The 14,532-nt window shown below is 46.9% G+C and carries 11 protein-coding genes; 9 read left to right on the top strand and 2 right to left on the bottom strand.

The window, feature by feature from the left end; genetic code table 11:
- The first annotated feature begins 75 nt into the window (after positions 1–75).
- Complete coding sequence (locus tag PAEAM_RS26340) at positions 76–1,047, top strand: Gfo/Idh/MocA family protein (protein WP_100529465.1); 972 nt, start codon at positions 76–78, stop codon at positions 1,045–1,047.
- 179 nt (positions 1,048–1,226) lie between these two features.
- Here PAEAM_RS26340 and PAEAM_RS26335 read toward each other — a convergent pair whose 3' ends face one another.
- On the bottom strand, positions 1,227–2,945 hold the full coding sequence (locus tag PAEAM_RS26335) for a methyl-accepting chemotaxis protein (RefSeq protein ID WP_100529464.1): 1,719 nt from the start codon (positions 2,943–2,945) through the stop codon (positions 1,227–1,229).
- Between the two features lie 294 nt (positions 2,946–3,239).
- Here PAEAM_RS26335 and PAEAM_RS26330 point away from each other — a divergent pair, with 294 nt between their 5' ends.
- The 8 genes from PAEAM_RS26330 to PAEAM_RS26295 all read left to right on the top strand — a co-directional run bounded on the left by PAEAM_RS26330 (position 3,240) and on the right by PAEAM_RS26295 (position 13,270).
- Positions 3,240–3,926, top strand: coding sequence for an HAD family hydrolase (locus PAEAM_RS26330; RefSeq protein WP_076252725.1), 687 nt, complete (start codon positions 3,240–3,242; stop codon positions 3,924–3,926).
- A 205-nt stretch (positions 3,927–4,131) separates the two neighbouring features.
- Positions 4,132–5,022 carry a carbohydrate ABC transporter permease gene (locus PAEAM_RS26325; RefSeq protein ID WP_017689516.1) on the top strand — a complete coding sequence of 297 codons (891 nt, stop codon included), beginning with the start codon at positions 4,132–4,134 and terminating at the stop codon, positions 5,020–5,022.
- A 52-nt stretch (positions 5,023–5,074) separates the two neighbouring features.
- Entirely contained in the window at positions 5,075–5,944 is an 870-nt protein-coding gene (locus tag PAEAM_RS26320; protein WP_100529463.1) for a carbohydrate ABC transporter permease, read from the top strand.
- 104 nt (positions 5,945–6,048) lie between these two features.
- Positions 6,049–7,800: a sensor histidine kinase gene (locus PAEAM_RS26315; RefSeq protein ID WP_100529462.1), complete on the top strand. Its 1,752-nt coding sequence runs from the start codon at positions 6,049–6,051 to the stop codon at positions 7,798–7,800.
- An 11-nt stretch (positions 7,801–7,811) separates the two neighbouring features.
- Entirely contained in the window at positions 7,812–9,416 is a 1,605-nt protein-coding gene (locus PAEAM_RS26310; protein WP_100529461.1) for a helix-turn-helix domain-containing protein, read from the top strand.
- Between the two features lie 133 nt (positions 9,417–9,549).
- On the top strand, positions 9,550–10,947 hold the full coding sequence (locus PAEAM_RS26305; RefSeq protein WP_100529460.1) for an ABC transporter substrate-binding protein: 1,398 nt from the start codon (positions 9,550–9,552) through the stop codon (positions 10,945–10,947).
- A 68-nt stretch (positions 10,948–11,015) separates the two neighbouring features.
- Entirely contained in the window at positions 11,016–11,351 is a 336-nt protein-coding gene (locus tag PAEAM_RS26300; RefSeq protein WP_017689511.1) for a cupin domain-containing protein, read from the top strand.
- Positions 11,348–13,270 carry an alginate lyase family protein gene (locus PAEAM_RS26295; RefSeq protein ID WP_100529459.1) on the top strand — a complete coding sequence of 641 codons (1,923 nt, stop codon included), beginning with the start codon at positions 11,348–11,350 and terminating at the stop codon, positions 13,268–13,270. The genes PAEAM_RS26300 and PAEAM_RS26295 overlap by 4 nt, the downstream gene beginning before the upstream one ends.
- Before the next feature lie 66 nt (positions 13,271–13,336).
- Here PAEAM_RS26295 and PAEAM_RS26290 read toward each other — a convergent pair whose 3' ends face one another.
- On the bottom strand, positions 13,337–14,515 hold the full coding sequence (locus PAEAM_RS26290) for a YheC/YheD family endospore coat-associated protein (protein ID WP_100529458.1): 1,179 nt from the start codon (positions 14,513–14,515) through the stop codon (positions 13,337–13,339).
- Positions 14,516–14,532 lie beyond the last annotated feature (17 nt).

Below are 14,532 nucleotides of genomic sequence, written 5' to 3'. Positions count from 1 at the left end.
TTTTTTCGTATCAATGCATCACATTCGCAATTCTTTGCTTTCTGCTATACTGGAAAGGAATTGGGAGGGGATGGAATGACAGTCATCAAGATGGCTCTGATTGGGCTGGGTAAAATGGGATTACGTATGGTTCATCTAATCGAGAATACGAAGATGGACACGGAGATTGAGATTGTAGCGGTGTGTGATGCGAATGAGGAAGGTTTGGCGTCTTTTGCAGCTTCTCATCGGGGAGTTAGGACATATACGGATTACAAGCAATTGATGAATGAACATCAGATTGATCTGCTGTATATTGCAGTTCCGCCGAAATTTCATTATCCGGTTGTCATGGAAGCACTGGAGCGCAAAATTCATGTATTCTGTGAGAAACCGCTTGCCAATAGTGTAGAAGAAGCCAAAAAGATGCTGGATGCAGCAGAGCAGGCGGGCGTTGTTCATGCCATCCACTTCTCTATGCCGCATGAACCTTCCGTGCTGAAGTTGCAAGAGATGATTGAGCAGGGTACAGTGGGGACTATTCGCAAAATAGATCTCATTTTGCAATTCCCGCAGTGGCCACGATCATGGCAACAGAATGCATGGATTACGAGCCGGGAACAGGGTGGATTTATTCTTGAAGTGGGGATTCACTGGATTCATATGATTCAAAAGGTGTTTGGTGCAATCCGGGTAGTGAGCACTCAGGTTCAATATCCTGAGAATGGTGACTGTGAACTAGAAGTACAGGCTGCAATGGAACTGGAAGACGGGACTCGAATTCATCTAAATGGCATCTCTCAATTTGCGGGGGAAGAACGTGTATCCATGGTGGTGTACGGCACAGAAGGCACGATTGCCCTGGAAAATTGGGAAGATTTGAAGACGGGTCTGGTGGGGCAGCCACTTTCTCCAGTGGAAGTGCTTGAATCCGCCAGTGAATTGCCGGTTCTTAAACATGTCATTGCCCGTATACAGGGCAAACCAGCTAAGATATATGATTTTAACGATGGGTATCAGGCACAATTGATACTTGAAGCGCTACGGAACACGGAACAATTGAGATAAGAAAAGGAGTGCTTAGGTTTTTTCATATGAGGTGCCCGGTGCACCTTTTCCTGATTCAGCTCTCCTTAACACAAAGAAGCATCGCAGAGGCTCGGGTGAGTCTGTCTGCGATGCTTCTTTCCTTTGATATATGTTCATGATACAGCTATTTAGATACTCGATCAGTATGTTGATTCAGTTCAAGCCAGCTTGAATTGCTTAACCAGCTGATCAAGTGCATCAGACATTTCATTCAACTGCTTGGACGTGTCAGACATTTCCTGCAGAGAAGCAAGTTGTTCCTCCGTCATCGCAGATACTTCTTCCGTGGCTGATGCAGTATCTTCCACAACAGCCGATACTTCATTAATGGACTTCATTACAGCCTCACTACCGGAAGTTAACTCCTCGACAACAGCAGATACCTCCAGAACTTCACCGCTGAGGTTATGAATATGCTGAGTAATGGTTGAAAAAGCATTACCTGCATCCTCAATGGTCCGCAACCCTTCATTCACATGTAGAGTACTCTCATCAACCACCTGCACCGTACTTTGAACACCTGCTACCACGGTTTCCAATATACTTGTAATCTCTTTCGCTGATGTTGCACTTTGGTCTGCAAGATTACGGATTTCCGCGGCAACGACAGCGAAGCCACGTCCATTTTCCCCAGCGCGGGCAGCTTCAATTCCGGCGTTAAGTGCAAGCAGATTGGTTTGTCTTGCAATACCCGACATTGAATCTGCAATGTTGATCACTTGATCAGACATCTTCGAAATTTCATTAATGGCTTCCTGTACAGAGAGGAAGGATTGCTCAATGGAACTCATTTTACCTACAGCATTATCAATGCGCTGTTGCCCATCCACGGCAATGGATTCGGTACGAACTGCACGGCCTGCCACGTCACTTGCCGAGGAGGCGACACGATTAAGCCCGTTGAGGGATTGCTGCATCGCAGCTACCATGGTTTGTGTAAGAGCAACCTGTTCATCAGCGCCTTCAGCGACACGTTCCATGGCAGTGGCAACTTCTTTTCCTGCAAGATGGCTATCAGCAACTCCTTTATCCAATCGATCCGAAGCTGTGCTCAGAATCATGGCATTGCTCTGAACGTCCAGCATCATTTGCTGCAAACCAGTGAGCATTGTATTGGCTGCCTCCGCGAGTTCACGAGTTTCATCTTTCATTGGCGTAGCGATTCTCAGTGTCAGGTCACCATTGGAAGAACCGATGTCATTTAATGCCTGCTTTACGGTACGAATGTTTCTAACAATGGCACGTGACAGGACCAAAGCAGTGATGAACGAGATAATGGCCACAACGATAAGTGCCCCATACAGTTCCAAGTTCAGTAGTGTGTTTTTTTGCTTCAGTGCTTCTGTACGGTTATCGGTTAACGTATGCTCGTTGGTTCGAAACGTATCGAGAGCAGTCCGAATCTGGTCCATGTCTCTTTTACCTGGATCATCTGCGAAAAAATCTCGAATGGCTTGCGTATTATTTGCTTGGCGAAGGGCGACCATAGGTTCACCAGCGACCTGGACCCAGTTCTCCATATTAGTATGTATGTCTTCCAAAAGTGCAAGTTGAGCCGGATTATCCGAAATTAAAGCAGCAAGTTCATCTCTGAGTGTAATAAGTTGCTCTTTTCCTTGGGTGTAGGGATCGAGATAATTGTCCTGACCCGTGATGATGTAACCGCGTTGACCTGTTTCCATATCTACCATGTTTCTTTCGAGTTCATAGGTGAGGGCGTGTACCCTCATATCGTGATCGACCAGAAAATCCAGTTCCCGTTGGAGCTGACTTGTGCTGTTCTGAATCAGCAGGATGCAACCAGCCAGTACAGCCAGTACGAGTAAATATCCTAATCCGATCTTATAAAAAATCTTAAAGGTCTTTCGCTTTTTCATGTTTGTTATTCCTCTCTATGGGGTATATGTAGTTGTCGAAAAAACCGAAAATTTGATAATTGTAGGTCTTTAGATTAGGTGTCTAAAGCACTATTTTTTAGTATTATACGAAAAGATACTTCTTTTGTATATAGTTTGTTTAACTATAATATAACGTTTGGTTAATGCTGTATAAGGTTGGGGTTGATGATGTTTTACAATCGTTGGTTTACACGTTCAAACGTTATGTTTATCATGGGAAGGGAACGATTCCAATTACATATACAATATCCCAATCCGAAAGGAACATTGGACATGAATAAAGAGAAGGTATTGCTCAAACCGGAAGCGATGATTTTTGACATGGATGGTACGCTGTTCCAGACAGAGACCCTGTTGTTGCCAGCTTACCAGCAACTATTTGATACATTGCGTGCCGAAGGGCACTTTGAAGGAGAAACTCCACCCGAGGAACGGATGCTGGGAAGTTTGGGCATGTTGCTCGAAGATATATGGAAAGTGGTTATGCCTGAGGCGTCGGAAGCGGCACATCGTCGTGCAGACGAACTGTTGCTTCAACTGGAGATTGAGGGGCTTGATCAAGGAAGTTCTCAATTGTATCCTGGGGTGAAAGAAACACTGCAATCATTAAAACAACAAGGAGTGCGTCTTTTTGTCGCAAGTAACGGGCTGGAGGACTATGTGAAGGGTGTGGCGTTTGCACACGAGATTATGCCTTTCTTTGAAGGGGTATACAGTGCAGGCCAGTACAAGACTCCTTCCAAGATTAATCTGGTGCAGATCCTGCTTGAGAAACATCGTATTCAGGACGCATGGATGGTAGGGGATCGCTCTTCTGATGTGGAAGCGGGTAAAATGAACGGTCAGGCAGTCATCGGCTGTGCCTATGCCGGGTTTGGTCGTGATGAGGAGCTTGCAGGTTCAGATGTGCTCATCTCTGATTTTACAGAACTGCTACGTCTGTATGATGAAGCAGAGTAGCCTCTACGCTGTATACGTTTACTGAGATTTAAGATTACGAACCAACTGATATGAACCTGTAGACTCAACGGAAATTCGTTGAATACAGGTTTTTTTGTTTGGTCATGCAGTCACATTCTCCCCTGTAGAAAGTTGATTTCCCTATCCCGCTTTCCTCCATATTCCCTCTATACTTCATTCAAAAGCTATAGGGGGTCCGATTCTGGTGAAACCATCCAAAATACATGCCTATATGTTCATCTTTCCAAGTCTGTTTTTAACTGTTGTATTCGGGATCTATCCGCTGTTATGGGCGCTGCGTTACATGTTCTATGATTATCAAGGCATCGGGACACCTGTCTTCATCGGGCTTGATAATTTTGGGCGCATTTTGCGTGACGGCCAATTCTGGGATTCTGTAGGCAATACGGGTGTGTATGCCCTGGGCAAACTCGTCGTTACAATTCCACTATCGTTAACTCTGGCGATTATTCTGAATCGCAAATGGAGAGGGCGATCCCTCTTTAGGGCGATCTATTATCTTCCCACTATTTTTAGCGCTTCGGTCATGGCGATTGTATTTTTTATTATTTTCAACTCCTATAACGGAATATTGAACCAATTACTGCTTAAGTATCATGTGATCTCCGAACCGATCGGCTGGCTGGGAGCTGAGCATGCCATGCTGACGACCATTATCATTGCCATCTGGGGTGCTGTGGGGAACTATATGTTGTTGTTCATTGCCGGTCTCCAGAGCATTCCTGAAGAGCTTTATGAGGCGGCATCGCTGGATGGAGCGAGTGAGTTTCAGAAACTGCGGAATGTAACGATTCCTTTGCTTGGTCCTGTTCTGCAGATGATTATCATGCTGGCGATTACCACGGCGCTGAAAGGATACGAGAGTATTATGGTGCTGACCGAAGGGGGCCCGTATGGCAAAACAGAGGTGATGTATCTGTATTTGTTCAAACTGTTGTTTCCCGTGTCGGCTGACACACAATCACTCCAGCAGCTCGGTTATGGCAGTGCGGTCGGTTTTACAACGGCTCTCATCGTAGGGGCTGTGACGCTCATTTATTTCCGTATATCCAAAAAGCTCAATGATGTCTATTAAACTGAAAACAGACTTTTTGAACACGTATAAAATTAATCAGGAGGAAACGATGATGACTCAAAACGTACTTGCGCCCTCAGGGTCTCCCCAACTCATTCGCTGGACCAAACGAACGGTACTTTGGCTGTTTTTGATCGCAATCGCTCTGCTGTCGCTGTTCCCCATCATACTTGTATTGCTCGGTTCCTTCAAAACAAACCAGGAATTGACTGGAGGAGCTACCATCTGGCCGAAGATTTGGCAGTTCTCCAACTATGCTCAGGCTTGGAAAAGCGCCAATTTTTCGGGTTTTACGATGAACAGCGTGTTTGTTAGCATCAGTACAACAGTTGGCACACTGCTGGTAGCTTCGATGTCTGCCTACGCTGTGGATCGAGTGAATTTCAAAGGGAAAAAGGGGTACACCCTGCTCATGGCATCCACTCTGTTTATTTCCATAGGCGCGGTTGTGCTGCGTCCGCAATTTGACCTCATGGTCAAGCTGGGGCTGAATACCACGTTGTGGGGCGTTATTATTATACTGATCAGCGCACACGCTGCCACATACTTTATTCTGATTGGTTTCTTCAAGAGCATCCCGCGCGAACTGGATGAAGCGGCGATGATTGATGGTTGTAATTTTTTCACCACATACTGGCGAATTATTCTTCCGCTCCTGCGCCCCGGACTCGCCGTTGCAGGTCTGGGTGTATTCCAGAGTTCATGGAATGAATATATTCTTCCTTTTGTGTTCACCATGAGCAATCCGGACTTGCAGACTTTGCCTGTTGGGCTGGCTAATCTGCGATATGGCATCGGAGCTGCAGCTGAGGTCCAACTGATGATGGCCGGAGCCTGTCTGTCCATTTTTCCGCTGCTCATCGTTTATATTTTTGCTAACAAATCATTCATGCAGGTGACCTTGGGAGCTGTGAAAGGATAGGCGTGAGCACAATCATGGAAACGGTTTTACGGGTTATTCCACTGTGATATACTCATTTTAATTCACAGCGGACGGGCCAAGCCGTGTTCAAGGAGCGAGCGCCGATGATATTCGACTTTTATAAAATGTCCCTGAAAAAAAGAATACAGCTGCTGTACATTTTTCTCGTTGTTTTATGCATCAGTGTGACCGGGATATGCTCTTATCTCTTTGCTGCACGAAGCATTGAGCAGAATGCACTTGAATTGAAACAAAGCATTCTGAACAAATCAGTGCAGGTTATGGATGAACATCTAAGGCACATTGTTGTATCCTCTTTTTCTTTTATGCTCAATGAAACGTTCACCCAGGTCATGAAGGACGTGGGAAAAAATAACACATCTCATTATTATCAGAATCTCTCGCTGCTGCAAACATCGTTTGCTCAATTGAAGCTCGTAGAGCCACTGATTGATACCGCATATCTGACAACACCCATCGGTGATTTTTTCTCGACCAAAGATTTTCCGAATCACAATAACTCATTCAACAAGGAATACGGACGCTACGTGAAGCTGCAAGGCTGGAATACGATGTGGTTTGGTTCACATCAGAGTCAGTTATTCCAATCCCAAGGAAATGTGTTATCTCTGTTGCTCAAACCTATTGTGATCGATAATCATACCTATTCGAATGTATATATGGTCGTCAATATGAAGGAAGAGGCGATGCGAGACATTCTGACGCAGGATCTCATGAATAACCAGATTCAACTGTTTTTGCTGCACAAAAACGGAAATGAAGTCATTCGGCCCAGGTCCCGAAATTATGATTTCATTATGGAGCCTGACTTTACCCAACAGTTTAGCCGTGGCGATGCTGGGGATTTTACCTACAGGAATGATCAGGGGGAGGACATGCTTGTTAACTATTCGGCATTGTCGATGAACGAGGATTGGGTCATGGTAAGTGTACAGTCCAAGGCTGACTTGTTGTCCCCCCTCCAAAAGATACGCTGGCTGATCATCCTGATCATGTTGTTTTGCATCTTGCTCGCACTCGGGTTGTCCAGCCTGGTGGCCTCCGCTCTGCTGAAGCCACTGAACAAACTGCGACGCCTGATGGTTGAGGTGGAGTCCAATGATCTGGATGTACGGTTTCGCAGCAAGTATGACGATGAAGTTAGCGCTGTAGGGCATCGTTTCAATCGAATGTTGGACCAGATTCAGATTCTGTTTGAAGAAGTACGGACAACGGAGCAAGACAAACGGCGGTTTGAAGTCAAGGCGCTTCAGGCGCAGGTTGATCCTCATTTCCTCTACAATACGCTTAATACGATGTTCTGGAAAAGTGAGAGCGGAGAGAAGAAGGATGTAAGTGAGATGATCGTCTCTTTATCCTTATTATTCCGTCTGGGACTGAATGATGGGAAAGACATCACCAGTGTGGAGCAGGAGATCAAACATGTCGAACAATACATGCAGCTTCAGCAAAAATGTTACGAGGATCTGTTCGTTTATCGGATTGAGGTGGGGGACCCCTCTTGTTACGCTGTTGATATTTTAAAAATATTGCTTCAGCCCTTGGTCGAGAATTCCATCCTGCATGGATTCAATGACAAAGAAGATTTGGGCGTTATAATCATTCGCATTGATCGTCAGGGTGACACACTACGGCTGGAGGTGGCTGACAATGGATGTGGGATGGATGTAGCCAGCATCTATGCTGAGGATGCTCCTGACGGGGGACGCAAAGGTTATGCCTTATCCAATCTCCATGGCAGATTAAGCCTGCACTATGGGGATGTGGCCTCGATTGTATTTCATAGCAGTACAGATGTGGGAACAACGGTTGTTATCACGATTCCGATCACCTGAGGAGGGGCAGTATGGGCCAATTGACGATGTGTGTTATGGATGATATCCAGGCGGTTGTAAAGGGCATATCTTCAACTATTCCGTGGGAAGATCATCAGGTTCGGATTGTAGGCACGGCGAGCAATGGAGAGCGCGGTTGGTCCTTGTTGCTGGAGCAGCAACCCGACATCGTGATTAGTGATATCAGGATGCCCAAGCTGAGCGGGCTGGAGCTAATGAAGCGGGCATTGGATGCCGGACTGCGAGCCAAATTTATTTTCATCAGTGGTTATTCGGATTTCCAATATGCACAGGAGGCCATCAAGCTGGGTGCATCCGATTATTTGCTCAAACCGTTTACCCCTGAAGAAATACTCGGTGCGGTGTTGAAGGTAAGACAGGTGATTAAGGAAGAGCAGGCACAGTGCAAACAGTTGGAACAGTTGGAGCAGAAGGTGGAGAGTAGCAGCCAGTACGAGCGTCACAGCTATCTCCTGGGCTTGTTGCGTCATGAAATCGGGGGTTTCCTGAATGAAAGTCGCTGGAACGAGCTGCATATTGATCTCGATTCCTCCAATCTTCTCGTCATGGTTATCGAGGTGGATGGTTATACGCGATATGGATACACGATGCATCTGGATGCCGAAATCGTTCCTTTTGCGGTCCAAAATATTGTGGGAGAAACCATAAACCGTTATACCAAGGGCGTTGTTTTACGGGAAAACCGATACCGGCTTGCAGCCATATTGAACACACCAAGCCACATAGATGTCTCCGAGCTACTGGAGCAATGCCGCCACAATGTGGAGCGATTTAGCAAAAAAACAGTCTCGATTGGTGTGGGTACGATTGCCCGCAGACCACAGGAAATCTGGACGTCCTACGCACATGCAGATCAGGCGATATCCTATCGCTTTTACAGTGAAGGAAATTGCATCCTCCAGTATGCTGAACTGGAGAATCAGGCCTGTGTGGCTCCGGTGTATCCTTTGGAGAAGGAGAAAGAGCTTTTTTACGCACTCAAATGTGGTAACGAGAGCACCTGTCACCGCATAATTGATGAAATTCTCGAAGAATGGCAGGTTTCCGAAGGTTTTCCCGAGTCGCTCACGATGATTCGTTTGCTGTCTGGACTGGCTTTTGCCATCTACCGTGCCTTTTGTGATGAGATTACAGCAGAGGAACGCTTGCGTCTGGAGGCCGACCTGACAGTGCTTGAGGCGATGCGCTCCTTGACGTTTGAGGGCTGGAGGGGATATATCAAACATTTTAGCAGTATGGGTTGCGAGATTATGGACAAAAAACGACTCACCGATGTCAAACAGGCGATTAGCAAAGCGAAGGAATATATCAGTCTTAATCTTGCAGAAAATCTGACGCTGCATGCCTGTGCCCAATCCGTACATTTAAGTCCGAGTTACTTTGCCAATGCCTTCAAAAAGGAAACGGGCATAACGCCGATTCAATATATAACTAAGATGAGGATGGAAAAAGCAAAAGAGTTGCTGGTTGCAGGTGTACAGGTGCAAGAGATCTGCCAGAGGCTGGGTTATGAGGACAGGCCTTATTTCAGCGGTTTGTTCAAGAAATATTGCGGCATGACGCCAACATGCTTCCGGCAAATGTATGAGAATTGAAACCGATACGGATCGTCATTTTTCCCACCATGCAAAGTCAGAATGTCCCTCACCTCCATGAAAGCGTAGCGATTATCATTACGTTAACGGATAACCAAACGGGTTGTCCAGACAAGCATAAGGGGGCATATCAATGGTTAAAAAGTGGATGGTGACTACGCTAAGTGCATTGCTGGCGCTAAGCTTGGCAGGTTGTTCTGCTGACAGTGGTACTTCGGCAAATAGCGAATCGGGGACCAGCGGGGAGAGTGCCGGAGGGAAAACCAAAATCATATATTGGACACCGGACCGCCATGATGCTGATTTTATGAAATCCAAGATCGATGAGTTCAACCAGACGAACAAGGACAACATTGAAGTGGAGATGACCGTGATGGGGGACAACTATCCACAGGCGGTCGATATTGCTTTTGCCAGCAAGCAGGCACCCGATGTGCTGCAAGTTAATGATTTTCAGACGTATTATCAGAAGGGGTATCTCGCCCCGATCGATGGATACATGAGTGATGAGATGAAGGCCGTGTTTAAAGACAGCTTGATTGAAAATAAAAACACGATTGATGGAAAAATATATTCCCTCCCCAATACAGGGCAGGTCTGGCGGCTTGTGTATAACAAAGATATTTTCAAAAAGGCAGGGATCGAGAGTCCGCCAAAAACGTTGGCTGAGATGGTAGCGGATGCCAAAAAAATTACCGAAGTTGGTAAAAGTGAAGGCATCTATGGCTTTGCCAGCCCATTCAAGAGCAGCAGCGGCTTCTGGAGAGCAGCCAATACGATTGCAGGTGCAAGCAATAATGTTGGTATTGATGGTTACAACTACAAGACAGGTCAATTTGATTTTGGGATGTACAAGGATATCGCAATGGCGCTTCGTCAGATGAATCAGGATGGCAGCATGCTGCCAGGAGTTGAAAGTCTGGACATCGATCCACTCAGAGCCCAGTTTGCTCAAGGCAAAATCGGAATGTACATTAACCACTCCGGTGAACCAGGTGTATATAAAGATCAGTTTCCTACAAAAGAAAATTGGGCAGCGGCTCCTGTGCCTACTAATGATGGAACGATCAAGGGCGCTTCGCAAGTCATCGGGGGCTCCTACATCGGCATCAATGCAGATTCTGCCAACAAGGAAGCGGCATGGAAGTTTATGGAGTATGTGTACAGCACAGATCTTCAGAGTGAGTATTATGAAAAGGGATACGGAATCTCACTGATTCCTGCTGTACTAAGCTCTGACAAAAAACCAAGCATTCCGGGCATTGAAGGTTTCCTGCCCAAACGTTATGATGCCATTTTCCCGGCAAATCCAAGTGTGATGACCGAGAGTTCACTGGAAGGCACCAAATGGAGTGAGGCTTTTTCAATCTTTGTATTCACGGGTGGTGATCTCGATGCTGTGATCAAGGATCTGGATACAAGGTACAATGCAGCTCTGGAGAAAACCAAAGCGGCAGGGCTGACCAACATAACTGCTGATCCTTCGTTTGATTCTTCCAAGCTTCAGGGTAAATTGTCCACAGAAGACTAATAAACGTTCATAGCGGCCGTAGTTTAACGACTTCGGTCGCTTATTCACAAGGAAAGGGGAAAAGCAAAATGATTATTAATCATGCGTCTACTGATGCACATATCGTGAACGAAACGAGTTCCCGCAAGATCTTGGGTATGGGCGGTACATTAATGATGGTGGAGGTTACCTTTGCTAAAGGTGGTATTGGAGAAGTTCACTCCCATGATGCGCACGAGCAGGTCAGCTATATCGTCAAAGGCAGCTTTGAGGTTCAGGTCGGTGAAGAAACTCGCATCTTAAAAGCAGGGGACAGCTTTTATGCCGGTTTTAACGTCCCGCATGGGGTTAAGGCACTGGAGGACTCCGTCATTCTGGATGTGTTTACCCCGTTCCGTCAGGATTTTCTTGAGGCGTCCCAATGAGCGATTTTTACCTTTCGGCAACGGACCTGCAACGGGCTGCCCAATATTATGAAAAACATTTTCCGGAAGAAGCCCGAAATTCCATCACGATTGCCAATCGTGCCATCCTGAATGAATTTATCGTTCCTTATACCAACGATCTGAATCGTTGGGTTCGAATGGGGACACCTGTGGACTGGCTTCACAACCCGACCAATGATCTGGAGTTCACATGGGGCATCAATCGACACTGGCATATGCTCGATCTGGGCAAGGCGTATCTGATGAAGGGCAATCCGCTATATGTAACAGCATTTATTGACCACTTTCGTAGCTGGAGACAGCAAAACCCGGTTCCTGTAAATCTGGTTTACGATGAGGCCGTGTTCTTTCAAAAACCCGGTCCGTGGCGTCTGCTGGAGACGGGACTACGTGTGCAATCCTGGATATCGGCATATAAATATATGGAAGCGAGTCCACTGCTGGACGAAGGTTTTCAGGCTGAGTTTCGACAAGGTCTGTACGAGCACGCCGAGTTTTTGACCCGTTACCTCGGCAGCACGGAAATCAATCATGCCATTATGCATATGCAAGGGTTGTTCATGATCGCTACGTTCTACCACCAGCACCCGCGAAGTCCACACTGGCGTCAAGTCGCGATGGAACGTCTTGAGTTGTGTTTGCTGCATCAGTTGGGTGAAGAGGGAATACAGGTTGAACTGACAACACATTACCACAATGCCAGCATCGAAATGTTTGGCACCCCTTATCGGTTGGGCGAGATATCAGGACATCCTTTCTCGGCATGGTATGCCCGCTGTCTACGCCAAATGGCCGCATTTACTGAGGCGCTGATCCGACCAGATCATCAGTCTACCGGTATTGGTGATTCGGATTGGGTTGGCGATGGACGACAACGACTGACCCTGCTTGGAGCGATCCTGGACGATGATGATTTGATGGCTCGCGGAACGGATAGCTCGGAGTGTCTCTGGTTGCTGGGTGTGGAGAAATATGAGCGATGCCTCAGACTACAGGCTTCTTCTTCTCCGGTTTTGTCTAGTCGAGCTTTTCCGCAGACAGGATATTATGTCATGAGGGACAAGTATCAATATCTTTTTTTTGATGCGGCTGCCATGGGCGGAGCACACGGACATGCGGATGCGCTGAATGTGGAGTGGATGTGGAAGAACCAGCTTTTCTTCACGGACACCGGACGATACACGTATGAAGAAGGGGAATGGCGGCGGTATTTCAAAAGTACGCGGGCGCACAATACCGTCACGGTGGATGGTCTGAATCAGACACCCTATCTCTCCACACAGCAATGGGGTGAACCGGAGGCTCAGGCCACAACGCTACGTTGGGAGAGCAATGACAGATATCACTTCATTGATGCTTCACAGGATGGATATACGCATTTGCCAGATCCAGTTACACATCGTCGGTGGATGCTGGCAGGGGTGGAGATCCCTTTACTACTCATTGTGGATTGGCTGGAGGCAGAAGCAGAGCATACTCTGGAGCAACGTTTTCATCTGCATCCGCAAGCGGATATTGCGTTGAGGATTAATGAAGCTGGAGAAATGACGGCGGATATGAGCTATGAGGCATCTTCCATAACGCTGACGATGCAGTGGGTTACGGCAGGCATCGGGAAGGGAACCTTCGAGTTGACGGAGCAGCCCGGCTGGGTATCTGAGGTGTATGGTTCCAAGTCGGAAACATCGGTCATCCAGGGCAAGACTGATTTCTCGGGTAAAGTGGGGATTCTGACGTTGTGCCTGCCCGCGGATCATATTGATCAGGTTACACGTGTTACCACATGCGAACTAGAACCTGACCTGATGAGATTGGCATTATCTTATGTGCAAGGTGAGGAAAAAGGGTATATTGTGATTGACAACGACACACTGCAATGGACGAAAGAGAAGAAATAAAAAACAGTAAAGCAGGAGCAGATGCTCGCACTTGGCGAACATACACTCCTGCTTTTTCTAATCCACTCACTTGGCTTTCCTTTTTCTTTTTACTCTGGGTGATTTTTGCGTAACGGGCTTGGGACTGGCTGGCTTTCTGGCCGTTCCGGGAGGTCTGTTGCGATATACCCATAAGGCATACTCCAGCGGCTGAGTGATGGCTTTATAATAGATATCCCGCTCCCCGATGCGAGCGAATACTTCACGTGCAGGTTTGGGGTTAACTTCAAGCAGGTAGATACGCCCGCTTCTGTCGATCGCCAAATCCAGTGCCAACTCACATAGGTCCCCATACGTATCTTCCAGAAACGAAGCAACATCAATGCCGAATTTCTCTGCAGTTGTGTTAATTTCTGCCCGGAGGTCGTCATCTTCGATCCATTGCTTCATGAGTCGGTCCATCGCTATTGCCTGACCGCCGCCATGCAGATTGGAGGTTACGCTTTTTTCTGCACCCATGCGTCCAGCACATCCAGTAAGCTCCCATTGTCCTTCACCGTTCTTCTGAACGAGCATGCGATAATCATGCACACGTCCATTCGGAAGCTGAAGTTGAATGCCCTTTTGTACAAGATACTTGTCTTTCATGTTCCAGTGCTGGAGCAACGCGCCAAGTCGTGATAAATGAACTTTACGTGGAGTGATGATACGACGCTTCTGATCCCGCCCTTGAACAAGCACTGTATTAGCCTCGCTACTGCTGCGTTCAATGCGCAGAATACCACGTCCGCCTGTTCCATTAATGGGTTTGAGATAGACCAGAGAAGAAACTTTGAGCATCCGGTTTACATCGGACATATCCTGAAATAGAGCGGTTTCCGGCAGGTGTTCACGAAAGTTGGCTTTTTGCAAAAGGGTCTGGTGGATGGTCCATTTATTGCGCAGTGGCCTGTTCAGAAAGAGCAGATGCCCATATTTCTCACGAAAAGCAAGCAATTGCTGGAACCTTCGGTTACGCTGAATCCGGCAGCGATCAAAGATCAGGTCCGGGAATGATCGCCACTCCCTGGACCAGCCTTTTCCTTCATGAAAAACCATGGCTTCAATTTGTTTGCCGCCGGGGTGTACGTCGGCTGGTGTGAATACATAGATATCGAGTCCCCGCTTGCGCCCTTCAAGAATCATTCTGCGATAAACGCTTCGTTCTTCAAGAGCGCGATGTTCATTTAAGTACAACGTCATAATGCCCAGAACAGGTGAGGACACAAACAATCACCTTCTTT

It is taken from the genome of Paenibacillus sp. GM1FR (assembly GCF_002803315.1).
Classification (GTDB): Bacteria; Bacillota; Bacilli; order Paenibacillales; family Paenibacillaceae; genus Paenibacillus; species Paenibacillus amylolyticus.
Note: the sequence above shows the minus strand (reverse complement) of the source record. Positions and strands in the feature narration are given on the sequence as shown.

What these genes read in the sequence shown, in the direction of transcription:
- PAEAM_RS26340 (WP_100529465.1), top strand. Translation starts at nt 76, where the DNA reads ATGACAGTCATCAAGATGGCTCTGATTGGGCTGGGTAAAATGGGATTA.
- PAEAM_RS26335 (WP_100529464.1), bottom strand. Translation starts at nt 2,945, where the DNA reads ATGAAAAAGCGAAAGACCTTTAAGATTTTTTATAAGATCGGATTAGGA.
- PAEAM_RS26330 (WP_076252725.1), top strand. Translation starts at nt 3,240, where the DNA reads ATGAATAAAGAGAAGGTATTGCTCAAACCGGAAGCGATGATTTTTGAC.
- PAEAM_RS26320 (WP_100529463.1), top strand. Translation starts at nt 5,075, where the DNA reads ATGACTCAAAACGTACTTGCGCCCTCAGGGTCTCCCCAACTCATTCGC.
- PAEAM_RS26315 (WP_100529462.1), top strand. Translation starts at nt 6,049, where the DNA reads ATGATATTCGACTTTTATAAAATGTCCCTGAAAAAAAGAATACAGCTG.
- PAEAM_RS26310 (WP_100529461.1), top strand. Translation starts at nt 7,812, where the DNA reads ATGGGCCAATTGACGATGTGTGTTATGGATGATATCCAGGCGGTTGTA.
- PAEAM_RS26305 (WP_100529460.1), top strand. Translation starts at nt 9,550, where the DNA reads ATGGTTAAAAAGTGGATGGTGACTACGCTAAGTGCATTGCTGGCGCTA.
- PAEAM_RS26300 (WP_017689511.1), top strand. Translation starts at nt 11,016, where the DNA reads ATGATTATTAATCATGCGTCTACTGATGCACATATCGTGAACGAAACG.
- PAEAM_RS26295 (WP_100529459.1), top strand. Translation starts at nt 11,348, where the DNA reads ATGAGCGATTTTTACCTTTCGGCAACGGACCTGCAACGGGCTGCCCAA.